Origin of the sequence: Arthrobacter terricola, from assembly GCF_004354015.1 — a bacterium.
Taxonomy (GTDB): Bacteria; Actinomycetota; Actinomycetes; order Actinomycetales; family Micrococcaceae; genus Arthrobacter; species Arthrobacter terricola.
In genome coordinates, this window is the sequence record NZ_SMRU01000007.1 from 90,363 (window position 1) to 112,119 (window position 21,757).

Below are 21,757 nucleotides of genomic sequence, written 5' to 3' on the forward strand. Positions count from 1 at the left end.
CACAAAATGTACAATCTATACATTTTATGCGCTGCTGCATAAAATCGATCCATGAGTGAAATGACCCTGACTGCCGCGCGCACGCACCTGGCCGAGGCTGTCGATGCTGCGAGGATGCAACACGAACCTGTGTGGCTGACCAAGCATGGGAAGCGCTTGGCGGCCGTGATCGATGCCGAAGACCTGGACCGCCTGCTGGAGGCGGCCGAAGATCTGGAAGACCTCCGTGCAGCCCAGGCCGCACGCGAGGAACGCGCTGCTGGAGCTGAGACAGTACCGTGGGATGAGGTCAAGGCCGATCTGGGCCTGCTGTGACTTACACCGTCCGGGTTGACCAGGCGGCCCTGCGGCAGCTGCGCAAGCTCGATCCGCAGGCCCGCCAACGTGTCGCCGCAGCCATTGAACTGCTGTCCGACAATCCACGGCCCCCTGGAGCGAAAAAGCTTGTCGGGGGCGATGGGGAATGGCGTGTGCGGACCGGTGATTACCGGATCATCTACGAAATCCGCGGCAACGTTCTCACCGTCCTCGTCGTCGCCGTCGGAAACCGCAGGGACATCTACAAGAACCGCTGACACGGTCAGTTGCTCTTACCCCAACCCTTCCCCGATCTGCCTCCCGATCCGCCGCAACAATTCCGCGGACAGCGCCGGGTCCTTCGAGGAGTCGCGGTCCGTGTATTCGGACAGCGCGTAAACCCGCGAGAGCGACATTTCGGACCAGCGCTCGCGGGGGAGCAGCGAGCGGCCCGCGACGGCGACCACCGGGCGGGCGCCGGAACGGCGGGCGACGGCGGCCGGCAGCTTTCCGTCGAGGGTCTGCTCGTCAAGGCTTCCCTCGCCGGTGACAACAAGGCAACAGCCTTCCTGGCGGGAATCGAAGTCCAGCAAATCCAGGAAATAGTCCGCTCCCGATACCTGCATGGCGCCCAACAGCATGCAGGAAAAGCCGATCCCGCCAGCGCTTCCGGCGCCGGAATGCTGGGCCAGGGCCGTCGCGTCACTAAACCCCGCGGAAGCCAGCGCAGAAACGAAATGCCGCAGCCCGGCGTCGAGCACTTTCACGTCCTCGGGAGAAGCCCCCTTTTGCGGACCGAATACCGCGGCGGCTCCCTGCAGACCGTGGAGCGGGTTGTGGACGTCGCTCGCCAGGACGAGTTCGACGTCGGCGAGCCCGGGAACCGCCCGGCCTGACACCGAGTGGACCAAGCCCAGGTTCCGGCCGTCGCCCGCCAGTTCCCGCCCGGAAGCGTCTAGGAAACGGAAGCCGAGCGCGCTGAGCATGCCCATGCCGCCGTCGGTGCTCGAGCTGCCGCCAAGCGCCAGCACAATCCGCAAGGGTTTCAGCAACAACGTGAACAGGATGGCTTCGCCAAAACCACGGCTGGAGGCGCCAAACGCCTCCAAACGACCGGAAGGCAGCAGTGCGAGTCCGCAAGTGTTCGCGACCTCCACGACTGCCGTGACGCCGTCGAACGCTATGCCCGCCCGGACCGGCAACCCCGTGGGACCTGCGACGTTGCACTGGTAGCGGGTGAAGCCGGAGGCGACGGCGGCATCCACACTGCCGTCGCCTCCGTCCGCGAGTGGAAGGATCTCGCACCGGACCGTATCCTCCGCGTTGCCGGACGTCCCGGCGGCGGAGCGAAGCCCTGCGGCCAGCGCATCCGCAACCTCCGCGGCGGTCAGGCTCCCCTTGAACTTGTCGGGTGCGATGAGGACCGTCTTCGGGGCCGTTGCGTTGGTCATGTCAGACGGGTTCCGAATAGGCGGGGCGGCGGCTCGCGGTCAAGGCGGGTTCGACGTCGGCGGGTCGCCCGGGAGCGTTGTCCTCCGGGGTGTCTGGGCGGGTGTCCGCCGCCTCCTCGCCCGGCAGGGTATCCACGATCTCCCCGGCGAAGACCCGGCGGACGCGGTCGACGTCGAGGGTCCGGTCCCACCGCGCGATGAACAGCGTGGCCACAGCGTTACCGGTGAAGTTCACCAGCGCGCGGCACTCGGACATGAACTTGTCGATCCCGAAGATGAGCATGATCCCCGCAGCGGGAACGGTTCCGAGGGTGGTGAGGGTGGCCGTGAGTGCGATGAAACCGCCGCCCGCGACGCCCGCCGCGCCCTTCGACGTCAGAAGCATGACAGCAAGCAGTCCCAGCTGCTGGCCGATGGTCAGGTGCGTGTTGGTGGCCTGCGCGATGTACAAGGCGGCAAGGGACAAATAGATCGCCGCACCGTCGAGGTTGAAGCTGTAGCCGGTCGGCACCACGAGGCCCACAGTTTCCTTCTTGACCCCGGCGTGCTCAAGCTTGCGCATCAGGCCCGGCAACGCGGGTTCGGCGGTCGATGTCCCGAGGATGACCATGTACTCCTCTTTGAGGTGCCGGATCATCGTGAAGATATTCAGCTTCAGGAAGGCCATGACGGACCCAAGGACCACCACCACGAACAGGATGGACGTCGCGTAGAACAGCGCAATCAAGCCGCCCATGCTGGTGAGCGAGGAAACGCCGTATTTGCCCACGGCGAAGGCCATTGCCCCGAAGGCGCCCAGCGGGGCCGCTTTCATGATGAAGCCGAGGATCTTGAACATCACCCCGGTGAGCCGCTGCACCCCGTCCAGGACAGGCGCGCCCACTGTGCCCAGGGCGTTCAACGCGATGCCGAAAACGACGGCGATGAAGATAATCTGCAGGATGTCGCCCTCGACGAAGGGCTGGATGACGCTGGTCGGAATGATGTCCGTGAGGAACTGCCACCATTGCTCGTGCGTTCCGGAGGCGATGAGCTTGGCGGCTGCGTCCGTCGTCTTGATGGTGCTGGCGTTGGCGTTGACGCCCTCGCCCAGACGGAAGATATTGATCGCAACCAAGCCGAAAACCAGGGCGCATATGGTCCCGACCTGGAAGTAGGTCAGGGCCTTGAGGCCCGTCATGCCCACCCTCTTCAAGTCCGCCACGCTGGCGATGCCTCCGACGATCGTGAGGAAGACGATCGGACCGATGAGCATCTTCATCGCGTTGACGAAGGTGGTTCCGATCGGCTCCATCGCGACCCCGGCGCCTGGGGCGAGCCAGCCCACGAGGACGCCGATCAGAATGGCTGTCAGTACCCAAAAATACAGTTGCCGGTACCAGCGCTTCTTGGGGGCCGGCGTCGCGTGACCGGCAAGTGGTGTGTGTCCCATGATTCCTACCTCATTGTGGAATGTCTCTGGAGATGTGTTGGGGATTACGACCGCGGCCGGCTGGCCGCCGTCGTAATCTTCCGCGGTCAGACGGCGGCCAGGTTGCGGGTGAGTGCCGTGACGATCGCTTCGGTGACGTCGTTCGTGGTGGCTTCGCCGCCGACGTCGCGCGTCAGGTGGCCGGAACCTGTGGCCTGCTCGATGGCGGCTTCGACCAAGCGGGCTTCCTCGTGGAGGCCGAAGTGGTCGAGCATGAGGGCGGCGCTCGCGATGGCGCCGATCGGGTTGCTGACGCCCTTCCCTGCGATGTCCGGAGCGGAGCCGTGGACGGGCTCGAACATGCTGGGGAAGCGGCGCTCCGGGTTCAGGTTCGCGCTCGCCGCGAGGCCGAGGCTGCCGGCAAGGGCAGAACCGAGGTCGGAGAGGATGTCTGCGTTCAGGTTCGAGGCCACCACGACGGACAGGTCCTCGGGCTTGAGGATGAACTTGGCGCTCATGGCATCCACCAAGACGCTCTCGGTCTGTACATCCGGGTAGTCGAGGGCGACGCGCTTGAAGGTTTCGTCCCAGAGGACCATGCCGTACTGCTGCGCGTTCGACTTGGTGACGGAGGAAACCTTCTTGACTGTGCGGGTCCGGGCAAGGTCGAATGCGAAACGCATGATGCGCTCGCAGCCCTTCTCGGTGAAAAGCGCGGTCTGCAGGGCGACCTCGTTGCCCGGGCCGCGGCCGCTCAGGTTGCGGCCGCCGAGGCCCGCGTATTCGCCTTCGCTGTTTTCGCGGACCACGATCCAGTCGAGTTCCGTGTTGTCCGCCTTGCGCAACGGCGACTCGACGCCGGGGAGGAACTTGACCGGGCGGATATTGGCCCATTGGTCGAAATTCTGGGTGATGTTGAGGCGCAGCCCCCACAGGCTGATGTGGTCGGGGACGTTTTCCCATCCGACGGCCCCGAAGTAGATCGCGTCGAAGTCCTTGAGGGCTTCGAGGCCGTTTGGATCCATCATGAGGCCGGTCTTGGCGTAGTACTCCGAACCCCAGGGGAACTCGGTCCAATCGAAAGCGAACTTGCCGTTGGAGTTTTCCGCGAGGGCGTCCAGGACACGGCGACCGGCGGCGACGACTTCCTTGCCTACTCCATCTGCGGGAATGGATGCGATGCTGAATTTTTGGGTGGCGCTCATGCCTACCTCCTCGTTGAGTTTGTTAGCAGAGTCACACTGCCTTCCTCTTCAAGTAGACGGGCAGCCGCTAGGCGGCGTCTAAGACTTAGTTTCGATACGCCTGATAGGTGTGGCCTATCAATCTGTTGTTTGCCGGTGCTCTCCGGCGACTTCGAGGAAGGCGCGGGCCGCCGGGGTGAGGTTATCCTTGCGGCTCAGAACCGCGACGTCCAGGTGGCTCACCGGTTCGATCAGTACCGTGCGGAGTCCGGCTTTGTGCGCCGTAGGAGCCCACGACGACGGCATCACCGCGTGCCCGACGCCCGCCAGGACCAGGGGCAGGATGGAGGTCCGGTGGGCGACTTCGACCACGATCTCCACCTTGATGCCGCGCGCCAACGCGTCGTCGACGAGCCATCGCATGAGGGAACCGCGCTGGCTCGCGATGATTCGATGGCCGCCCAGGTCTTCCCTGTGGATGGCGCTTTTCCCGGGGTCGAAGGTGTCTGTGCGGGGATTGACGATGAGGATGAGCGGTTGTTGCTCTAATTCGAGGACTTGGACTCCGGGGACCCGGATGGGAGTGGGCGAGCCTGCCAGTCCGATTTCGGTGCTGCCGCTTCGGACGGACTCGATGACTTCCTCCGGTGTGAAGGCGGCGCTGACGTTGAGCCTTACTGAAGGGTGGAGCGTGGTGAACGCCGCGATCATGGACGTGAGGGGCTCGATGCCAGGCGAAGGCATCGTGATGATGTCGAGCCGGCCGCTGCGGACACCACGAAGGGATTGAACCGCCGACTGCGCGGCGTCGAGGTCGCGCATCACGAGCCTCGCCGGACCTACCAGCTCCTTGCCGGCCTCGCTGAGAACCGCCTTTCGTCCGATCCGGTGGAAAAGCGGAACCCCGAGTTCCTTCTCCAGGCTGGCGATCGTTTGCGACAGCGATGGCTGGGCGATGAGCAGGTGTTCCGCGGCGCGGTTGAATCCGTCGTGGTCGACGACGGCCAGGAAGTACTTCAATTTGCGCGTGTCCACGGTCGATAGCCTATGCCGATCGCAAGGCGTGTGTTTGTCCGGAGTTCACTCTGCCCGGGATACAATCCGATCATGCGTCTGGCGATCGTCGGGGCCGTCTTGCTGGTGGCCGGAATCGCAGCGGTTGCCGTGGGGGCCTTGCCCGTCGGGGATTTGGTGGCGCTCATTGACCGGACGGCTCCGATCCTGGCCTTCGTCGTCGCGATGACAGTGGTGACGGAACTCGCCAGCGAGGCCGGGGTCTTTCTGTGGATCGCGCGGCGGCTCCGGCATTGGGGCCGCGGATACAGCCTCGTTTTGTGGTTGCTCGTGGCCGTGTCCGCGGCTCTCTGCACCATCTTCCTGTCCTTGGATACGACGGCGGTGCTGCTGACGCCCGTGGTGGTCAGCGTGACCCGCCAAGCAGGGCTGCCGGTGTTGCCCTTCGCTTTGACCACCGTGTGGCTGGCCAACACGGCAAGCCTGCTGCTGCCCATTTCCAACCTGAGCAACCTCTTGGCCCAGCACAGCCTTGGTAGCGTTAGCCCGGCCGGTTTCGCCGCCCTCATGTGGGCCCCGTCTTTAGCGGCAGCCCTCGTGCCGCTGGTTTTCATCTGCATCGTCTTCCGCCGTGATCTCCGCAAGCGGTATCCACGGATCCCTGTGAACCGGATCAGGTCCGATCGGCACGCCGTGGGGGAGCGGAGCCGTGGTTTGGGTGACCGGATGCTGCTCGTGATTGCCGCGGCCGTGTTGGCCCTCCTGCTGCCGGCGCTGGTTTCCGGGGTGGTGGTGTGGATCCCCGCTGCGGGGGCCGCCGTTGTTCTCCTTGCGGCATTCGCCGTCAGGCGACCGCGGGTACTCAAAGTCTCGCTTGTTCCCTGGTCCTTGCTGCTGTTTGCCGCCGGGCTGTTCGTGGTGATGGAAACGGCGCGCCACTTGGGCGCTCCGCTGCTGTTTGCCGCGCTGGCAGGGGAGGGCGACGGCACGGGGGACCTGGTCCGGTTGGCGGCATCGGGCGGTTTGACGTCGAACGTGCTGAACAACCTGCCCGCATATTTGCTGGCCGAACCTGTCGCCGGAACCCCGGAGCGGCTCGCGGCGCTGTTGATCGGCGTCAATGCGGGGCCGTTGATTACCCCGTGGGCATCCCTGGCTACCTTGCTTTGGCATGACCGGCTCGCCCGGATGAACGTCATGATTACATGGAAGGGCTACGCGGTCTTCGGGCTGATCGTGGCGCCGTTGACGGTACTGCTCGCCGCTTTGGCGCTGGCGGCAACCGGATGGTGAATCCTGGCTGGAGGAGGGTATTGGCATGCTGAGCCTGCAGGACATTGACGGCATTGTCCTCAACGGTGGCATCGTGGTTGATGCCAATGGCGAGAAGATCGGGTCCGTTGAACAAATCTTCACCAGCGGCGACTCCGGAGATCCCGTGTTCGTCACCGTGCGGACAGGATTTTTCGGCATGTCCGAGTCGTTCGTCCCGCTCGCCGACGCCGTCCTCGACGAATCAACCATCAGGGTGGCGTTCGGCAAGGAAACAGTGAAAAACGGTCCTCGGATCGACAGCGACCGCGGCGTGATCACCTCCGACCAAGAGCAGGAGCTTTACAGGTATTTCGGCATCGCGGCCGACGACTCGACTCAAGCTGACAGCTACGCCAAGGGAGGTTCGGCTGGCGCGGAACCGCCTACAGGCCCGCCGCCACCACCGCCTCCGCACCTCCTGCGGCATATTCCCGGACCGCCCCCGCCGGGGCACGGCCCTCCGCCGCCCGCCCCGGGGCACCGGCCGCCAGAACCACCACCAGGCCGCCGGCCGCCAGAACCACCACCGGAGACGGAACGACGACGGCGGTAGCTCGCCGTCGTCGTCGAACCGTTCAGTCCCGAACCGCCTGGGAGTCGATACCGGTCAAAGGTTGGCCCCTCCGGTTCCAGTGAACGGATATTCCCGCTCGAGCTCGGCTACCTTGGGGTCGTTCTCATCGGCTCCGTAGTCGGATTCCCGTGTGATGTCCTTCCCGTCCGGGAGTTTCATCGCGCGGAATACCAGGCTCAGGACGACGGCGACTATCAGATTCAGCGCGAACGCCGCCACTGCGATGTAGACCTGCACATTGGTACCGGGAATAGCCGCAATGGAGCCGCCGAAGTTGGCCTTCGTTACCGGATTCACCACGTTGTACGCCGCAACGGTCCCGTAGATGATTCCGACGGCCCACCCGACGAAAAGGGCCCAACGGTGGAACCACCGCGTGTAAAGGCCCGCGACGATGGACGGGAAGGTCTGCAGGATCCAAATACCACCGAGGAGCTGCATGTTGATGGCCGCCGACTGGTCCATCGCGATGACGAAGATCAAGGCGCCGAACTTCACCACGAGGGAGGCGATCTTGGAAACCTTTGCTTCCTGCTTGGGGTCTGCGTCGGGCCGGATCAAGTCGCGGTAGATGTTCCGCGTGAACAGGTTGGCCGCCGCGATGGACATGATGGCCGCGGGGACAAGCGCCCCTATCGCGATGGCTGCAAGCGCGATGCCCGCGAACCAGGCCGGGAAGTGGTCGAGGAACAATTGCGGAACCACGAGCTGAGGGTTGACGGCGCCGTTAAGGTCGATGGGCTTGGTACCTGCATAGATCGCCGCGTAGCCGAGGAGGGCAAGGAACCCGAGCATCAACGAGTACAGCGGAAGGACCGCCGCGTTCTTGCGGATGGTATTCCGGCTCTTCGTTGCGAGGACGCCCGTGACCGAGTGCGGGTACATGAACAGGGCCAAGGCTGAGCCGATGGCGAGTGTCCAATAGGCGGAGTAGCTGGCGGCACCCGGGATGAAGACTCCGGCGGCCTTTCCCGTTGCCGGGTTGACCGCATCCAGCTTCGTTTGCGCGGCACCGAAGATGTTGTCCCAACCTCCGAACTTGATGGGCAGGTAGATGATCGCGACGATCACTGCCAGATAGATCAGGAGGTCCTTCACGACGGCGATCAGGGCGGGGGCGCGCAAGCCCGAGGTGTAGGTGTAGGCGGCGAGGACGACGAACGCGATGATCAGCGGAAGGTCCGTCAGCAGCGCGTTTTGGGCGCTGCCGAGGCCCAGCACGGTGAGTACGGCCTTGATTCCCACCAACTGCAGGGCGATATAAGGCATCGTGGCGACGATGCCGGTGACCGCGACTGCAATTGTCAGTGGCCTGCTGCCGTACCGGCCTCCCACGAAATCGGCCGGCGTGACGAAACCATGCCGGTGGGAGACCGACCACAAGCGGCTCATCAGGAGGAACACGATCGGATACAGCACGATTGTGTAGGGCACGGCGAAGAACCCGCTGACGGCTCCTGTTGCCCACATGGCCGCCGGAACAGCCACGAAGGTGTAAGCGGTGTAGAGGTCTCCACCCAGCAGGAACCACGTCACCCACGTACCGAAACCACGGCCTCCCAAGCCCCATTCATCCAGGCTGTGCAGCCCTGTTTCCTTGCCCGCGCGCCACCGAGCGGCGAAGAATCCGAGGACGGCCACCAGGACGAAGAGGACGATGACAACAGTGAGGGCGACTCCGTTCACCGGCCGTTCCGGGATGGTCGCCAGCGGAACCGTGAGCGCGCTCATGATTCCTCCTCCGGGGTGCGTGCGCCCTTCACTTCGTCACGGCGTCGTCGATCTTCCTTTGAGACCAGCCGGTAGGCGATGCCGATCATGACCGCAGTGACGGGGACCCACAGCATTTGGTACCAGTAGAAGAACGGCATTCCCGCAAGCCGTGGCTTGTCGATCGAGTAGGCCGGAACGAACAACGGGACCACAATGGCGATGGCGAGCAGGATTCCGGAAATGATGTATGGTCCGGGCCTTGCTGGTCCCCGGGTGGGCAGATCGGGAGTTGACATAGACGCCTCCTCAACGAGACGGTCCCCGGAGCGGGAAGGGTTCCCGGGACGTGCCGGCGACCTGTGGACGGTTTATGTACCGGTCCATGATCAGAATAGATTCTTGGTTTCGTCTCGGACAGAGGAAGCAGCCACGACTTTTGTCCCCGGAAGTACTAGACGAGGTGCCTGCCGCCGGTTAGTCGCCCTAGTCGCTAGCGGCCGGTTCCGTGGTGAGTCCCCGGTCATCCGGGATGGCATCGTCCGTCTTTTCCGCCGGTCCCGGAGGAGCCGGAGCCTCCGCAACCTGTGCTGCGGAGGCTCGCTCCTCCGGAAACTCACTGCGTTCCGCGTCCCGGGGAATCGGATGGTGCTCGTTCTGCACTCCGTCGTGGACTATCTTGACGGTGTGGTCCGGGGCTGAATCTTCGCTCATTTTCCCAACGTAGACCGGCCGACCAGAGGTGTCGAGAGTCGCGGCTAGGCGCGGTGCGGCGAACCCAGTTCCACTGGTTCTTCGTCTGAGAGATAGGCTTCCTCGGCATGCGCGGCCATGTCAATTCCGCGGAGCTCGTCGGCCTCATGGATGCGCAGGCCCATGGTGATGTTCAGGACTTTCGCGATGATCCATGTCACCACGAAGGAATATCCAAGGACGGCAAGGGTAGCCACTGACTGGACCCCGAGGAGGCCGAAGCCTCCGCCGTAGAACAAGCCGTTGACCTTGTTGGGTGCGGCGGCGGTGGCGAAGAACCCGATGAGGAGCGTCCCGATGATGCCGCCCACCAAGTGGACGCCCACGACGTCGAGGGAATCGTCGAAGCCGAGGCGGAACTTCAATTCGATCGCCAAGGAGCAGACCGCGCCTGCGATCGCGCCGATGGCGAGGGCGCCGAGCGGGCTGACCGCCCCGCACGCGGGAGTGATGGCAACAAGGGCTGCGATGAGGCCCGATGCGGCGCCCATGCTGCTTGCGCTACCGAGCCTCAAGCGTTCGACGGCGGCCCAGGCGAGCAATCCCGCGGCGCCTGCGACCGCGGTGTTGAGGAAAACCACGGAGGCGGACTGTCCCGCGGTGAGTGCAGATCCCGCGTTGAAGCCGAACCAGCCGGCCCAGAGAAGTCCGGCGCCGACCAGGACCAGCGGCCGGCTGTGCGGCTTGGTGTGTTCGCTCTTGGGCCACCCGGCGCTGCGACCCAGGACGATGGCAAGGGCGAGGGACGCAATACCGGCGTTCATGTGGACTGCGGTGCCGCCGGCGAAGTCGATGGCCTTGAGGTTGTTGACGATCCATCCGCCCACTACGGAGCCATCCGGTGAGCTGAAGGCGAAGACCCAGTGGGCAACCGGGAAATACACGAGGGTCGCCCACAGAGCGGAAAAGGCCATCCATGCCCCGAATTTCATCCTGCCCGCTGCCGCGCCGGCGATGATCGCCGTCGTAATTCCTGCGAAGAAGAGCTGGAAGGCGGCGAACAGCGCTCCGGGAAGGGCCGCGGCGGGATCTGCCGCGAGCAGCTTGTCCAGGCCCAGGTACTCAGTGACGTCGCCGATAATGCCTGCGCCCGCCACGGAGTTTCCAAAGACCAGCGAATAGCCGAATACTGCCCACAGGACGGCGACGATACTCATGCCGCCGAAACACATCATCATCATGTTCAGGATGCGGCGGGAACCCACCATCCCGCCGTAAAACAGTGCGAGTCCGGGAATCATGATGCACAGCAAAGCGCTGGCCGCGAGGATCCAGGCAACATCTCCAGAGTTCATCGATCTATCCGTTCGATTCGGACGGGTGTACGGCATGAAGCCTGCCCGTAGGGAAAAAGTTTGGGTTCGCAGAAGCAGGGTGGCCACTGCGATGAAATCAGGATTCCTTGCAGTGGACGATTCGTGGTTTCGGGAACGTAAATTCCGGGTTGCGCTCTGAAGTGTCCACTTGGCGATCGCGTAACGCCGATTTAACGAGGCGGGTAAGCGGCTGTAATATCGCCTTGGTTACTGTGGTTCAACAACGTTTCCTAACAGCTAACTCTGATCGAACAGGACTGTTCCGATGACAACTGTCGCAACCCCGGAAGTTACAAACGCTGCCGCCGCCCCGACCGAGGCCGACGGTATTTCCCTGGCTGACATCGCCAAGGCCCACGATGTTCGGTTCCTGCTTGCCACGTTCGTGGACATGACCGGCAAACCCTGCGCGAAACTGGTGCCTGTTGAAGCCGCCGAAGAGCTCGAAAACGGATCGATGGGATTCGCCGGCTACGCAGCGGGCCTCATTGGCCAAAAGCCCCAGGACTCGGACCTTGTTGCCATGCCCGATCTCGCCTCGTTCACCCCGGTCCCCTTCATCCGCGAGGGCCTGGCCATCATCCATTGCGACCCGCATGTTGACGGAAAGCCATGGCCGTATGCTCCCCGGGTCATCCTGAAGAACACCCTCGCCAGGCTCGCGGACAAAGGAATCCAAGCAAAGATCGGCGCCGAGGTGGAGTACTTCCTGGTTACCAAGAACCCGGACGGCACACTGAGCACCGCCGATGCAAGCGACGATTCACCCCGCCCCTGCTACGACGCGCGCGGCGTCACCCGCATGTATGAGCATCTGACCTCCATTTCCGAGGCGATGAACAGCCTGGGTTGGGGCAACTACGCCAACGACCACGAGGACGCCGCCGGGCAATTCGAGCAAAACTTCAATTACGCCGACGCCCTCACTACGGCGGATCGTGTGGTCACCCTCCGCTACATCCTGAACATCCTGGCGGAACAACGCGGCATGACCGTGACCTTCATGCCAAAACCGTTCATGGACAGGACCGGTACCGGCCTTCACCTGCACCTTTCACTCTGGTCCGGCGCCGATCCGTTGTTTCCAGGCGAAAACGACCCCAAAGGACTCGGACTGTCTGAACTCGCCTACTCCTTCATCGGAGGAGTCCTTCAGCACGCGCCCGCGCTCCAGGCCTTCCTCGCACCGACCGTCAACTCTTATAAGCGGACCGGAGCAACCACGAGCTCGTCCGGGGCAACCTGGTCACCACGGAAGGCATCCTTCGGCGGGAACGATCGCACCCACATGATCCGGGTGCCGGACAACAAGCGCATCGAGCTCCGCTCGGGCGACGGATCGGCCAACCCCTACCTCGCAATCGCGACCGCTATCGAGGCAGGGATGGACGGCGTGGGAACGAACATCGACCCTGGGCTGCCTTCCGGGCCGGGGGAGTCCCGCGCCGACGCCCATCAACTCCCCGCCACGTTGCTGCATGCGGTGGAGGCACTGCGCGAAGATCCCGTGGTCCTCGCGAGCCTCAGCTGCGACGAAGAAATAGGCCGCTACTACGCAGCCGCAAAGGAAGAAGAGTTCCTCACCTGGCATAACCAAGTGAGCGACTGGGAAATCCGCAATTACCTCACATCAATCTGACAAACACCCCGCCAACCCACCAACAATAAGGAAAAACAATGTGCGGAATTGCCGCGCTGCAGCTGCGCAACCCTTCGCTGCATCCCGAGATGGGCAGGCTACTGTCCTCGATGATGTGCCAGATCGTGGACCGCGGACCCGATTCCGCCGGCTTGGCCGTCTACAACACCCCGGGCCTCGTCTCGGCAGGCACGTCCACGTTCAGTCTCCTCGGCAAGGACCAAGGCATGGTCCCGGAAGCCATCGAGGCGTCGCTTGGTGAACTGCTCCCTTCGACGGCGAATGCCTTGGTCAGGGCCCTGGGCGACACCACCTTGGTGACTGCCGCCGTCGGGACCGGCCTCCTGGCCAAAGCCATTACCGAAACGCTGCCCACGGCCACGATCATCGGCCGTGGCGAGCACGTCGCCGTCATGAAGGGCGTCGGCCATCCGATGCAGATCGCCGCCGACCACGGGCTTGAATCGATGGCCGGAACCCAGGGCTTGTCCCATACCCGCATGGCCACCGAGTCGGCGGTCACGGCAGGTGGCTCGCACCCCTTCTCCGTCGCGGACGATCTGTGCCTGGTCCATAACGGATCGTTCTCCAACCACGCCACCATCCGGCGCGAACTCAAGCGCCAAGGCGTGGTGTTCGACTCGGACAACGACACCGAGGTGGGCGCCCGCTACGTCGCCTCCCGCCTGCAGCAAGGCGACGACCTCGAAACCGCGCTCACCAACCTGGGCAAGGTCTTCGACGGCTTCTACACGCTTGTGGTCACGACGGCGGACAGCCTGGCCGTGGTGCGCGACCCGATCGCCTGCAAGCCCGCCATCATCGCCGAGTCCGACGACTATGTGGCCATGGCCTCCGAATACCGTGCCTTGGCCTCCCTGCCGGGCATTGAAACAGCCCGCATCTTTGAACCCGAACCTGGGAAGGTCTACACATGGTCACTCTGACAGCCGACACGTCCACCGTCACCGATTTGTCCACCAGCACGGTGCGTGAACTCAACCAGTCCCTCCATTCCGCGGCGGACGGGCAAAGCTGGACCATTGAAAACCCCGGCGGCAAGCACAGCCTCGCGGTCGGAATCGACGCCGACATCACCGTGACGCTGAACGGCCACGCCGGCTACTACGCGGCCGGGATGCACCAAAAAGGCGACGTCACCATCAACGGCAATGCCGGCGTCGGGCTCGCCGAGAACATCATGTCCGGAAGAGTGCACGTGAAAGGCGACGCCTCACAATCCGCGGCGGCCACCGGCCACGGCGGACTCGTGGTGATCGACGGCAACGCGGGCGCGCGCTGCGGGATCTCCATGAAAGGCGTAGACATCGTGGTTGGCGGCAACATCGGGCACATGTCCGCTTTCATGGCCCAAGCCGGCCGGCTGGTCGTTTGCGGAGACGCGGGCGAAGCACTCGGCGACTCCATCTACGAAGCACGGATCTACGTCAAAGGGACCGTGGCTTCGCTGGGGGCCGACTGCATCGAGAAGCCGATGAAACCCGAACACCTCGACGAACTCGCCGGGCTGCTCGCCGCCGCCGGACGCGACGACAACCCCGCCGACTTCACCCGCTACGGCTCGGCCCGGAATCTCTACCACTTCCACGTCGGCAACTCGGCGTCGTACTAAAGGACGAACCATGACCACCATCCCTGAGCTTGGCCTGCGCGAATCGGCCACGTTCGACCGCGCCACCATCGCCGATATCCAGCGCGCCGCCGCAACCGGCGTCTACGACATCCGCGGCTGGGGAGCCAAACGCCACGTCCCGCACTTCGACGACCTCCTCTTCCTCGGGGCCTCGATGTCCCGCTACCCCTTGGAGGGCTACCGCGAAAAGTGCGATACCGACGTCGTCCTCGGCGACCGTTACGCGGCAGAACCGCTGCACCTCCGGATTCCGGTGACCATCGCCGGAATGAGCTTCGGCGCGTTGTCCGCCAACGCGAAAGAAGCGCTGGGCCGTGGCGCCAGCGAAGTGGGCACCTCCACCACAACGGGCGACGGCGGCATGACGCCCGAGGAGCGCGGCCAGTCCAAGCACCTCGTGTACCAATACCTGCCTTCGCGCTACGGCATGAACCCGGACGACCTCCGCCAAGCCGACGCGATCGAAATCGTCCTCGGGCAAGGCGCCAAACCGGGAGGAGGCGGAATGCTGCTCGGCCAGAAGATCACCGAACGCGTCGCCGGAATGCGGACCCTCCCCGTGGGCATCGACCAGCGCTCCGCGAGCCGCCACCCGGACTGGACCGGACCGGACGACCTGGAAATCAAGATCGGCGAACTGCGGGAACTCACCGACTGGAAGAAACCCATCTACGTCAAAGTCGGGGCATCTCGGCCGTACTACGACACGGCGCTCGCCGTGAAGTCCGGGGCCGACGTCGTGGTGTTGGACGGCATGCAGGGCGGAACCGCGGCGACGCAGCAGGTGTTCATCGAGAACGTCGGCATCCCCACGTTGGCCGCCATTCCGCAAGCCGTGCAGGCCCTCCAGGAACTCGGCATGCACCGAAAGGTGCAACTCATCGTGTCCGGCGGCATCCGCACGGGCGCCGACGTGGCCAAGGCCATGGCGCTGGGTGCGGACGCCGTCGCCATCGGAACAGCCGCGCTGATCGCCCTGGGCGACAACGATCCGCGGTACTCCGCCGAATATGCCGCGCTCGGCTCGGCCGCAGGCTTCTACGACGACTTCCAGGACGGGCGGGACCCCGCCGGAATCACCACCCAGGACCCGGAACTTGCCGCAAGGCTGGACCCGGTTGAAGGTGGCCGGCGCCTGGCGAACTACCTGCGGGTCTTGACAATGGAAGCCCAGACCATCGCCCGGGCATGCGGAAAATCGCACCTGCACAACCTCGAGCCCGAGGACCTTGTGGCACTGACAATTGAATCCGCCGCCATGGCCAGGGTGCCGCTTGCCGGGACCAGCTGGATTCCCGGGGCGATGTGACATTCGAACAGGAAGGGCCGCCGGCGTGGCCGGCGGCCCTTCCGGCACCCGGCGACCCTTCCGGCACCCATAAGATGGGATCCATGACCAACCCCGGGAAGCTGGAACAGATCATAGCCGCCCAGGTACGGCATTACCGGACGGCGAACAGTTTGTCGTCGGCGGAACTCGCGGCATTGACGGGCATGTCCAAAGCGATGATCTCGAAGATTGAGACTGCCAGCACGTCCTGTTCATTGACGAGCCTCCAGCGGCTGGCCGACGGCTTGAAAGTCCCCGTGACGGCCCTGTTCCGCGGCGCGGATACCGACCGCGACGCGACGTTCACCAAAAGCGGCGAAGGCAGCATGACCGTCCGGAGCGGAACCCAGCACGGCCACGAATACCGCGTCCTCGGGACCCTCAAGGGACGCCCTGACGCGATCGAACCGACGCTGGTCACGCTGACCGACGCTTCCGACGTCTTCCCTTTGTTCCAGCACCCGGGAACGGAGTTCATCTACATGCTCTCGGGAAAGATGGTCTACGGCCACGGCGCGTACGAATACACCATGGAGGCCGGCGACTCGCTCCTCCTCGACGGCGAAGGACCCCACGGTCCGCTGGAACTCCTCCAATTGCCGATCCGCTTCCTGGCGGTCTCGGCGAAGTAGCTCGAGCGGACCGGGGGTCCGTGGTCAAGGCGCCCGACGGCGGTGCGCGCCGGGTTTAGTGGGCCGGGTTCAGTGCGCGGCGTTAGCGGGCTGTTGTTGGAAAGCCGGGACGACGTGCTCGATGAAGAGCTCGAGCGAACGCTTCTTTTCCTCATGGGTGAGGCTGTTGTCGGACCACAGGCTGAACTCGGTGACGCCGAGTGCCTCGTAGTGGCGCAGGCGTTCGATGACTTCCTCGGGCGTTCCGATCATCGCGGTCTGGTGGAGGGACTCGGGGGTGAACTCCGGACGCTCCGCGAACTTCTCGGCCGGGCTGGGCTCGAGGAAGCCGTTCTTGGGGGTGGTCTTGTTGCCGAACCAAGCATCGAACGTCCGGTAGAACTTCTGGATGCCCTCGGCGGGACGGCGCCATCCCTCAGGATCGTCGGCGGAGTGCACATGGGTGTGGCGGAGCACCATAAGGTCCGGGCGGGGGACGGACGGGTTGTTCTCCACGGCGGTATCGAACTTGCGGGCGAGGTCTTCTACTTCCTCGTCGCCCTTCATGAGCGGCGTGACCATCACGTTGCAGCCGTTGGCTACCGCGAACTCGTGGGACGAGATATCGCGGGCGGCAATCCACATGGGCGGCGTCGGCTTCTGGATGGGCTTGGGGACGCTCGTGGAAGTCGGGAACTGCCACACTTCTCCGTCGTGCGCGTAATCGCCTTCCCACAGCGCACGCACGGCGGGCACCATTTCGCGAAGGTGCTTGCCGCCGTCGACGGCTGACATACCGCCCATGAGGCGGTCGAATTCGAACTGGTAGGCACCGCGGGCCAGCCCGACCTCCATCCGGCCGTTGCTGATGACGTCCAAAAGGGCGGTTTCGCCGGCGACTCGAAGCGGGTTCCAGAAGGGCGCGATGATGGTTCCGGCGCCCAGGCGGATGCGGGAAGTACGTGCCGCCAAGTAGGCGAGCTGGGGCATGGGGCTGGGGGAGATGGTGTATTCCATCGAGTGGTGTTCACCGATCCACACGGTGCTGAAGCCTCCGGCCTCCGCGATGAGGGCAAGTTCCGTGAGGTTCTCGAAGCATTCGCGGTGCGAGACGGACTCGTCCCAGCGCTCCATGTGGACGAAGAGGGAAAAGCGCATTACTGACTCCTTCGTTCTGCGGCGGCCGCGTTGCGTTCGGCAATGGTCTGGTCGCCGCGGGACCAGTGTTCGTGTTCGATTTCGCGGATGATGACGGTGGTGTTTTCCGGTACCGCGCCGACGGTTTCTTCGGCTGCGCGGTGAAGGGCGGAGATGAGCGAGCGGAGTTGCTCGGGACTCCGGCCCCGGGCGATGGAGACTTCGATCAGTGGCATGGTGTCAGCTCCTCATGACAAAGGGATCGGCGAGCGGGGATTCGTCAGTGTTGATCCAGACGCTCTTGAGGCGGGTGTACTCGCGGATGCTTTCGATTCCGTGCTCCACGCCCACGCCGCTTGTCTTGAAACCTTCGCGCGGGGACGACGGCGACATCGCCCGGTAGGTGTTTACCCAAACGGTGCCGGCTTCCAGCCGCGAGGCCATGCGGTGGGCCCGGGAGAGGTTGTTGGTCCAGATGCCGGCGGCCAGGCCATACGTGGTGTCGTTGGCCAGTCGGAGGACCTCTTCTTCCGTTTCGAATGGCATGATCGCCGCGACCGGACCGAAGATTTCCTCGCGCACAACGCGCATGGAGTTGTCGACGTCGGTCAGCACGGTGGGTTCGAAGAAGTAGCCGCCGAGCGGGATGTTGGGCCGGCCGCCTCCGGTGAGGACCGTGGCACCTTCCGAGACGCCGAGGTCCACGTAGCTGGCCACCTTGTCGCGCTGGTCCTGGAAGGCCAACGGACCAAGCTCGGTCTCGTTGAGCAGCGGGTCGCCGATGACGATGCTCCGGGCCCGGTTCGCCACGCGTTCGAGCAGTTCGTCGTAGACCGACTTGTGCGCGAACACCCGGCTGCCGGCGATGCACGTCTGCCCGGCCGCAGCGAAGATGCCGGCCACGACGCCCATGGAGGCATTGGCGACATTGGCGTCCTCGAAAACGATGTTCGGCGACTTGCCGCCAAGCTCCAACGTGGATCCGATGAAGCGCGAAGCCGTAGAGGAAGCAATCCGCGCACCGGTGGCCGTGCTTCCCGTGAAGGAGACCTTTGCCAAACGGGTGTCGGCCACCAAAGCGGCGCCGGCTTCAGCCCCAAAGCCGGTAACGACGTTGATGACGCCGGCCGGGAAGCCTGCCTCGTCCGCCAAGGCGGCCAGGCGAAGCACCGTGGCGGAGGTGTATTCCGATGGTTTGATGACGATGGTGTTGCCCGTAGCGAGGGCCGGTGCCAGCTTGCTGGTGGTCAGGGTCAGGGGCGAGTTCCACGGCGTGATGGCACCTACCACTCCGAGGGGTTCCCGGAGGGTGTAGTTGAGGATCGCGGGGTTCGACGCCGGGATGGTGTCGCCTTGGATCTTGTCCGCGAGGCCGGCGTAGTAATAGTAGTACTCCGGCATCGTGGCCAACTGGCCGCGCATTTCCCGCAGGAGCTTGCCGTTGTCCTCGGTTTCCATTCGGGCGAGCTCTTCCGCGTGCTCGCCGATGAGGTCGCCCAGGCGGCGGAGCAGGTGCCCGCGCTTGGTTTGGCTCAGGTTCCGCCAAGCCGGATTCTCGAAAGCCGCGGCGGCGGCGGAAACGGCCCGGTCGACGTCGGCGTCGTTACCGCGCGCGGCCTGGTACAGGACGTCGAGCGTCGCCGGGTTGGTGCTTTCGAAATATTCTCCGCTGGATGGCGGAACGAACTCTCCGTTGATGAAGTGTTCGTAACGGCGGTTAGTCGACATTCGAGTGCTCCTTGATGAAAGCGGTGAGGAGGGTGGCGAGTTCGTGCGGGCGTTCCACGGGCATCATGTGCCGCGCGCCGGCGACGACGGAATATCCGCAGTCCGGAATGGCGGCGGCCAGGCGGGCGCTCATTTCCGGCGTCGAACCCGGATCGAATTCGCCGGTGACGGCGAGCGAGGGGACGCCGATCTTGCCCAGTTCGGGGGCGATTTCCGCGTCGGCAGTGGCGAACACCCGGTAACACGCCAGGAAGGACCGGGGATCGTTGCGTTCCAGGACTTCGCGGGTCTGCTCGACGAGTTCGGCCGGAACGGCGGAACCTTCCGGGTACCAGCGGCGGATGGAGGCTTCCACGGTCTGGCCGAAGTCCGCTTCGGCGGAAGCGAGCCGGGCCAGGACCGACGCTTGCTCGTCCGGGGTCCGCGCGCAGACCGAGCCGACAGAGACGAGCGTTTCCACCAGCTCGGGCCGGAACCGCGCCAGGTGCTGCGAGACGAGGGCGCCGAGCGAGAATCCCACAAGGTGTGTTCCCGGCTGGAGCCGGTCCGCAACGTCCTCGGCGAGGTCCGCCAGCGTCACTCCGTCCGGGGCGGGCGGCCGGTTCCCGTGCCCCAGGAGTTCGAGGACCTGGACCTCGAACTCCGGCTCGAGCAATTCACGCAAGGGACCCCACATCGACCCGTCGAGGCCGACGCCGTGAATCAGGGCGATGCGGACACGGCTCACCGGTACACCCGCCTACTTGGACTCGGTGGAGAAATCGGCGAGCCGCTGCTGCGGGCGTCCCTGGGCCGCCGCGGCGAGGGCGATCACGATTTCATCCGGGTGGGGTGCGTCGTTGATCCGGACCTCGATGCTCTGGTGGTGCGAGCGGATGGTCGCGTCGGTGATGTGCTTGAGCGGAATGTCGAACACAACACCGGCCGGACCGCGCTTTTCGACGGCGGGCAGCAGGGTGGTCGCGTTGGCCGCGTCGCGGAAGTGGTTGCCGAACGCGAGCGTGTGGATGAGCCCTGAGCCGTGCTCGATTTCTCCGTTCAAGCCCACGATGGCCGCCTTGCCGTAGGCTTCCGCAGGCGAACCGAGAGCCTTCAGCACGCGCGGCGCCAGCAGTGCGCCGAGGTCCGATGCGTTGGCGTCGATGCCCTCCGTGAGGTCTTCCACGAAGCCTTGGCCGGCCCACGGGTTCTTGACGATCGCGGCGACGACGGCGACCCTCGCGGCCGGGCTGACTTCCCGGCCTCCTTCGATGAGGACGTCTTCGGTGAAGGTGACGATCTTGCGGATGCTCATGAAATCAGTTCTCCTATGGTGTCTGCTTTGACGGCGGGGTCCGTGAGGCGGTCGCCGATACGTGAATGCGGGCGGGGTCCGGTGGATGCACCGAGGACGACGACGATCTCGCCCGGCAGGGGAGCGTCACCGACCCGCGTGGAAATGGTTTGGTAGTGGGTCCGGGTTGCGGCGGCGTTCTTGTGCCAGAGCGGAACCACGAGGTTGCTGCCGGCGTCGCCCCGATCGTCAGCGAAGCAGATGATCGATTCGCCTTCGAAGAATTCGCGGACGAGGTTCCCGAAGAACGGGGTGTGGATGAGGGCTGCTCCGTGCTCGATTTCCCCTGCGGTTCCTACGATCGCGGCCTTGCCGAAGGCTTCGATCGCGTCGACGCCGCCAAGCTCGGCGGCAAGGACGTTGGTCAGTTTGCGGGCGAGGACGGGGGCGAGTTTCATGACTTCCGGGGAGAGGTCGTCGCTCGGTTTTCCTCCCAGCCAAGGATTGGCGACGACGGCGGCAGCGGTGGCGCGTACGGCCGTCACCGCCGGTGCCTGGCCGTTTTCGCTCAGGATTTCCTCGCTGTAGAAAACGATTTTGCGGATCCCCAAGTTGTCAGGGCTCATGGCTTCCTTTCGGGCTCGGTGACCAGGGCCTCGCGGGAGGACGCGTAAACGTGGTTCCTCATGGCGGACTCCGCACCGAACGGGTCTTTGTGTTCGATCATTTCCAGGACTGCGTGGTGCTCCCCGGTGGAAGCGGCAATTCGTCCCGGGTGCTCAACGGTGCGCAAGACCAGCCGCTGGTAGGCCAGCTGGTTCATGAGCCGCTCGTAGTGTTCGAAGAGCTTGTAGTTGTCTGATCCGCGGACGATCGTCCAGTGGAACTCGTGCACCAGCCGCGCGTAAGCCTCGGTGTCTCCTGCAAGCACTGCCTCGTCGGAGTCCTCCAGGTTGCGGCGAAGGATGGTCAGCTCCGGTACTTCCCCGCGGCGGGCAAGGAGAGAGGCGGCGAGGCCTTCGAGGGACTCCTTGAGCTGGAAGAGTTCGATGATCTCCCTCCGCGTGGGTTCCCGGACGAAGGTTCCTACCTTCGGCCGGATCTCCACCAGCCCTTCGTGTTGGAGCTGCTTGAGCGCTTCCCTTACGGGCGTGCGGCTGACATCGAATTCCTGGGCCAGGTACGCCTCCGGCAGGAGCGCTCCCGGGGGGAACTCGCCGCCGAGGACGAGCCGCCGGATCCTTTCCAGCAGGCCTTCTTGTCCAACCGCTTCAGGGATGACCATCAGATCGTCTTGCATGCAAGCCAGCTTAGGTTGCATGCATGAGGACCGTCAAGGGCCTGACTGTTCGATTGGTGAT

Annotated in this window: 24 protein-coding genes; 9 read left to right on the top strand and 15 right to left on the bottom strand. The window is 64.4% G+C overall.

Translation table 11 applies throughout. The features are described from left to right. Positions 1-51 precede the first annotated feature (51 nt). Positions 52-315, top strand: a complete 264-nt coding sequence (locus E1809_RS07520; protein ID WP_133203607.1) for a type II toxin-antitoxin system Phd/YefM family antitoxin — start codon at positions 52-54, stop codon at positions 313-315. Beyond that, a complete protein-coding gene (locus E1809_RS07525; RefSeq protein ID WP_133203608.1) occupies positions 312-575 on the top strand; it encodes a type II toxin-antitoxin system RelE family toxin in 264 nt (87 codons plus the stop codon). Before E1809_RS07520 ends, E1809_RS07525 begins: the two co-directional genes overlap by 4 nt. A 15-nt stretch (positions 576-590) precedes the next feature. Here the strand turns inward: E1809_RS07525 and E1809_RS07530 are convergent, their stop codons facing one another. The 4 genes from E1809_RS07530 to E1809_RS07545 form a co-directional block, all read right to left on the bottom strand. Next, positions 591-1,748 carry a glycerate kinase gene (locus tag E1809_RS07530; RefSeq protein ID WP_133203609.1) on the bottom strand — a complete coding sequence of 386 codons (1,158 nt, stop codon included), beginning with the start codon at positions 1,746-1,748 and terminating at the stop codon, positions 591-593. 1 nt (position 1,749) lies between these two features. Further along, positions 1,750-3,180, bottom strand: a complete 1,431-nt coding sequence (gene dctA, locus E1809_RS07535; RefSeq protein ID WP_133203610.1) for a C4-dicarboxylate transporter DctA — start codon at positions 3,178-3,180, stop codon at positions 1,750-1,752. An 86-nt stretch (positions 3,181-3,266) separates the two neighbouring features. Next, positions 3,267-4,364, bottom strand: coding sequence for a tartrate dehydrogenase (locus E1809_RS07540; RefSeq protein ID WP_133203611.1), 1,098 nt, complete (start codon positions 4,362-4,364; stop codon positions 3,267-3,269). Positions 4,365-4,481: 117 nt separating this feature from the next. Then, on the bottom strand, positions 4,482-5,378 hold the full coding sequence (locus E1809_RS07545) for a LysR family transcriptional regulator (protein ID WP_133203612.1): 897 nt from the start codon (positions 5,376-5,378) through the stop codon (positions 4,482-4,484). A 72-nt stretch (positions 5,379-5,450) separates the two neighbouring features. Between E1809_RS07545 and E1809_RS07550 the strand changes: the two genes are divergently transcribed. Together E1809_RS07550 and E1809_RS07555 are read left to right on the top strand one after the other, a co-directional pair. Continuing rightward, positions 5,451-6,650, top strand: coding sequence for an SLC13 family permease (locus E1809_RS07550; protein ID WP_133203613.1), 1,200 nt, complete (start codon positions 5,451-5,453; stop codon positions 6,648-6,650). Positions 6,651-6,675: 25 nt separating this feature from the next. Continuing rightward, positions 6,676-7,224: a PRC-barrel domain-containing protein gene (locus tag E1809_RS07555; RefSeq protein WP_133203614.1), complete on the top strand. Its 549-nt coding sequence runs from the start codon at positions 6,676-6,678 to the stop codon at positions 7,222-7,224. A 54-nt stretch (positions 7,225-7,278) separates the two neighbouring features. Here E1809_RS07555 and mctP read toward each other — a convergent pair whose 3' ends face one another. The 4 genes from mctP to E1809_RS07575 form a co-directional block, all read right to left on the bottom strand. After that, positions 7,279-8,976, bottom strand: coding sequence for a monocarboxylate uptake permease MctP (gene mctP, locus E1809_RS07560; protein ID WP_165962247.1), 1,698 nt, complete (start codon positions 8,974-8,976; stop codon positions 7,279-7,281). Further along, positions 8,973-9,254, bottom strand: a complete 282-nt coding sequence (locus E1809_RS07565; protein WP_133203615.1) for a DUF3311 domain-containing protein — start codon at positions 9,252-9,254, stop codon at positions 8,973-8,975. Before E1809_RS07565 ends, mctP begins: the two co-directional genes overlap by 4 nt. 187 nt (positions 9,255-9,441) lie before the next feature. Beyond that, on the bottom strand, positions 9,442-9,669 hold the full coding sequence (locus tag E1809_RS07570) for a hypothetical protein (RefSeq protein ID WP_133203616.1): 228 nt from the start codon (positions 9,667-9,669) through the stop codon (positions 9,442-9,444). A 44-nt stretch (positions 9,670-9,713) separates the two neighbouring features. Then, positions 9,714-11,003, bottom strand: a complete 1,290-nt coding sequence (locus E1809_RS07575) for an ammonium transporter (protein WP_133203617.1) — start codon at positions 11,001-11,003, stop codon at positions 9,714-9,716. A 286-nt stretch (positions 11,004-11,289) separates the two neighbouring features. Between E1809_RS07575 and glnT the strand changes: the two genes are divergently transcribed. The 5 genes from glnT to E1809_RS07600 all read left to right on the top strand — a co-directional run bounded on the left by glnT (position 11,290) and on the right by E1809_RS07600 (position 16,279). Next, positions 11,290-12,663: a type III glutamate--ammonia ligase gene (gene glnT / locus E1809_RS07580; RefSeq protein WP_133203618.1), complete on the top strand. Its 1,374-nt coding sequence runs from the start codon at positions 11,290-11,292 to the stop codon at positions 12,661-12,663. A gap of 38 nt (positions 12,664-12,701) precedes the next feature. After that, a complete protein-coding gene (locus tag E1809_RS07585; protein WP_133203619.1) occupies positions 12,702-13,610 on the top strand; it encodes a class II glutamine amidotransferase domain-containing protein in 909 nt (302 codons plus the stop codon). Next, the gene (locus E1809_RS07590) at positions 13,598-14,296 is read left to right on the top strand and encodes a GltB/FmdC/FwdC-like GXGXG domain-containing protein (RefSeq protein WP_133203620.1); all 699 of its coding nucleotides are present in this window, start codon (positions 13,598-13,600) and stop codon (positions 14,294-14,296) included. The genes E1809_RS07585 and E1809_RS07590 overlap by 13 nt, the downstream gene beginning before the upstream one ends. 10 nt (positions 14,297-14,306) lie before the next feature. Continuing rightward, entirely contained in the window at positions 14,307-15,626 is a 1,320-nt protein-coding gene (locus tag E1809_RS07595) for an FMN-binding glutamate synthase family protein (protein WP_133203621.1), read from the top strand. A gap of 83 nt (positions 15,627-15,709) precedes the next feature. Continuing rightward, positions 15,710-16,279: a helix-turn-helix domain-containing protein gene (locus E1809_RS07600; protein WP_235835498.1), complete on the top strand. Its 570-nt coding sequence runs from the start codon at positions 15,710-15,712 to the stop codon at positions 16,277-16,279. Positions 16,280-16,348: 69 nt separating this feature from the next. Here E1809_RS07600 and E1809_RS07605 read toward each other — a convergent pair whose 3' ends face one another. The 7 genes from E1809_RS07605 to E1809_RS07635 are packed head-to-tail and all read right to left on the bottom strand — an operon-like array spanning position 16,349 to position 21,696. Then, positions 16,349-17,416: an LLM class flavin-dependent oxidoreductase gene (locus E1809_RS07605; protein ID WP_133203622.1), complete on the bottom strand. Its 1,068-nt coding sequence runs from the start codon at positions 17,414-17,416 to the stop codon at positions 16,349-16,351. Further along, complete coding sequence (locus tag E1809_RS07610) at positions 17,416-17,631, bottom strand: tautomerase family protein (RefSeq protein ID WP_133203623.1); 216 nt, start codon at positions 17,629-17,631, stop codon at positions 17,416-17,418. The genes E1809_RS07605 and E1809_RS07610 overlap by 1 nt, the downstream gene beginning before the upstream one ends. A 4-nt stretch (positions 17,632-17,635) precedes the next feature. Beyond that, a complete protein-coding gene (locus tag E1809_RS07615) occupies positions 17,636-19,123 on the bottom strand; it encodes an aldehyde dehydrogenase (protein WP_133203624.1) in 1,488 nt (495 codons plus the stop codon). Next, positions 19,113-19,850 (bottom strand): alpha/beta fold hydrolase, encoded by a 738-nt coding sequence (locus tag E1809_RS07620; protein ID WP_133203625.1) that lies wholly within the window; start codon positions 19,848-19,850, stop codon positions 19,113-19,115. Before E1809_RS07620 ends, E1809_RS07615 begins: the two co-directional genes overlap by 11 nt. A gap of 12 nt (positions 19,851-19,862) precedes the next feature. Further along, on the bottom strand, positions 19,863-20,417 hold the full coding sequence (locus E1809_RS07625) for an amino acid synthesis family protein (RefSeq protein WP_133203626.1): 555 nt from the start codon (positions 20,415-20,417) through the stop codon (positions 19,863-19,865). Continuing rightward, positions 20,414-21,022, bottom strand: coding sequence for an amino acid synthesis family protein (locus tag E1809_RS07630; RefSeq protein ID WP_133203627.1), 609 nt, complete (start codon positions 21,020-21,022; stop codon positions 20,414-20,416). The genes E1809_RS07625 and E1809_RS07630 overlap by 4 nt, the downstream gene beginning before the upstream one ends. Continuing rightward, complete coding sequence (locus E1809_RS07635) at positions 21,019-21,696, bottom strand: GntR family transcriptional regulator (RefSeq protein WP_235835499.1); 678 nt, start codon at positions 21,694-21,696, stop codon at positions 21,019-21,021. Before E1809_RS07635 ends, E1809_RS07630 begins: the two co-directional genes overlap by 4 nt. Positions 21,697-21,757 lie beyond the last annotated feature (61 nt).

Excerpts from the sequence above, each read along its gene's own strand:
- E1809_RS07520 (WP_133203607.1), top strand. The coding sequence starts at position 52 with ATGAGTGAAATGACCCTGACTGCCGCGCGCACGCACCTGGCCGAGGCT.
- E1809_RS07530 (WP_133203609.1), bottom strand. The coding sequence starts at position 1,748 with ATGACCAACGCAACGGCCCCGAAGACGGTCCTCATCGCACCCGACAAG.
- dctA (WP_133203610.1), bottom strand. The coding sequence starts at position 3,180 with ATGGGACACACACCACTTGCCGGTCACGCGACGCCGGCCCCCAAGAAG.
- E1809_RS07540 (WP_133203611.1), bottom strand. The coding sequence starts at position 4,364 with ATGAGCGCCACCCAAAAATTCAGCATCGCATCCATTCCCGCAGATGGA.
- E1809_RS07550 (WP_133203613.1), top strand. The coding sequence starts at position 5,451 with ATGCGTCTGGCGATCGTCGGGGCCGTCTTGCTGGTGGCCGGAATCGCA.
- E1809_RS07555 (WP_133203614.1), top strand. The coding sequence starts at position 6,676 with ATGCTGAGCCTGCAGGACATTGACGGCATTGTCCTCAACGGTGGCATC.
- mctP (WP_165962247.1), bottom strand. The coding sequence starts at position 8,976 with ATGAGCGCGCTCACGGTTCCGCTGGCGACCATCCCGGAACGGCCGGTG.
- E1809_RS07565 (WP_133203615.1), bottom strand. The coding sequence starts at position 9,254 with ATGTCAACTCCCGATCTGCCCACCCGGGGACCAGCAAGGCCCGGACCA.
- E1809_RS07570 (WP_133203616.1), bottom strand. The coding sequence starts at position 9,669 with ATGAGCGAAGATTCAGCCCCGGACCACACCGTCAAGATAGTCCACGAC.
- E1809_RS07575 (WP_133203617.1), bottom strand. The coding sequence starts at position 11,003 with ATGAACTCTGGAGATGTTGCCTGGATCCTCGCGGCCAGCGCTTTGCTG.
- glnT (WP_133203618.1), top strand. The coding sequence starts at position 11,290 with ATGACAACTGTCGCAACCCCGGAAGTTACAAACGCTGCCGCCGCCCCG.
- E1809_RS07585 (WP_133203619.1), top strand. The coding sequence starts at position 12,702 with ATGTGCGGAATTGCCGCGCTGCAGCTGCGCAACCCTTCGCTGCATCCC.
- E1809_RS07590 (WP_133203620.1), top strand. The coding sequence starts at position 13,598 with ATGGTCACTCTGACAGCCGACACGTCCACCGTCACCGATTTGTCCACC.
- E1809_RS07595 (WP_133203621.1), top strand. The coding sequence starts at position 14,307 with ATGACCACCATCCCTGAGCTTGGCCTGCGCGAATCGGCCACGTTCGAC.
- E1809_RS07600 (WP_235835498.1), top strand. The coding sequence starts at position 15,710 with ATGACCAACCCCGGGAAGCTGGAACAGATCATAGCCGCCCAGGTACGG.
- E1809_RS07605 (WP_133203622.1), bottom strand. The coding sequence starts at position 17,416 with ATGCGCTTTTCCCTCTTCGTCCACATGGAGCGCTGGGACGAGTCCGTC.
- E1809_RS07610 (WP_133203623.1), bottom strand. The coding sequence starts at position 17,631 with ATGCCACTGATCGAAGTCTCCATCGCCCGGGGCCGGAGTCCCGAGCAA.
- E1809_RS07615 (WP_133203624.1), bottom strand. The coding sequence starts at position 19,123 with ATGTCGACTAACCGCCGTTACGAACACTTCATCAACGGAGAGTTCGTT.
- E1809_RS07625 (WP_133203626.1), bottom strand. The coding sequence starts at position 20,417 with ATGAGCATCCGCAAGATCGTCACCTTCACCGAAGACGTCCTCATCGAA.
- E1809_RS07630 (WP_133203627.1), bottom strand. The coding sequence starts at position 21,022 with ATGAGCCCTGACAACTTGGGGATCCGCAAAATCGTTTTCTACAGCGAG.
- E1809_RS07635 (WP_235835499.1), bottom strand. The coding sequence starts at position 21,696 with ATGCAAGACGATCTGATGGTCATCCCTGAAGCGGTTGGACAAGAAGGC.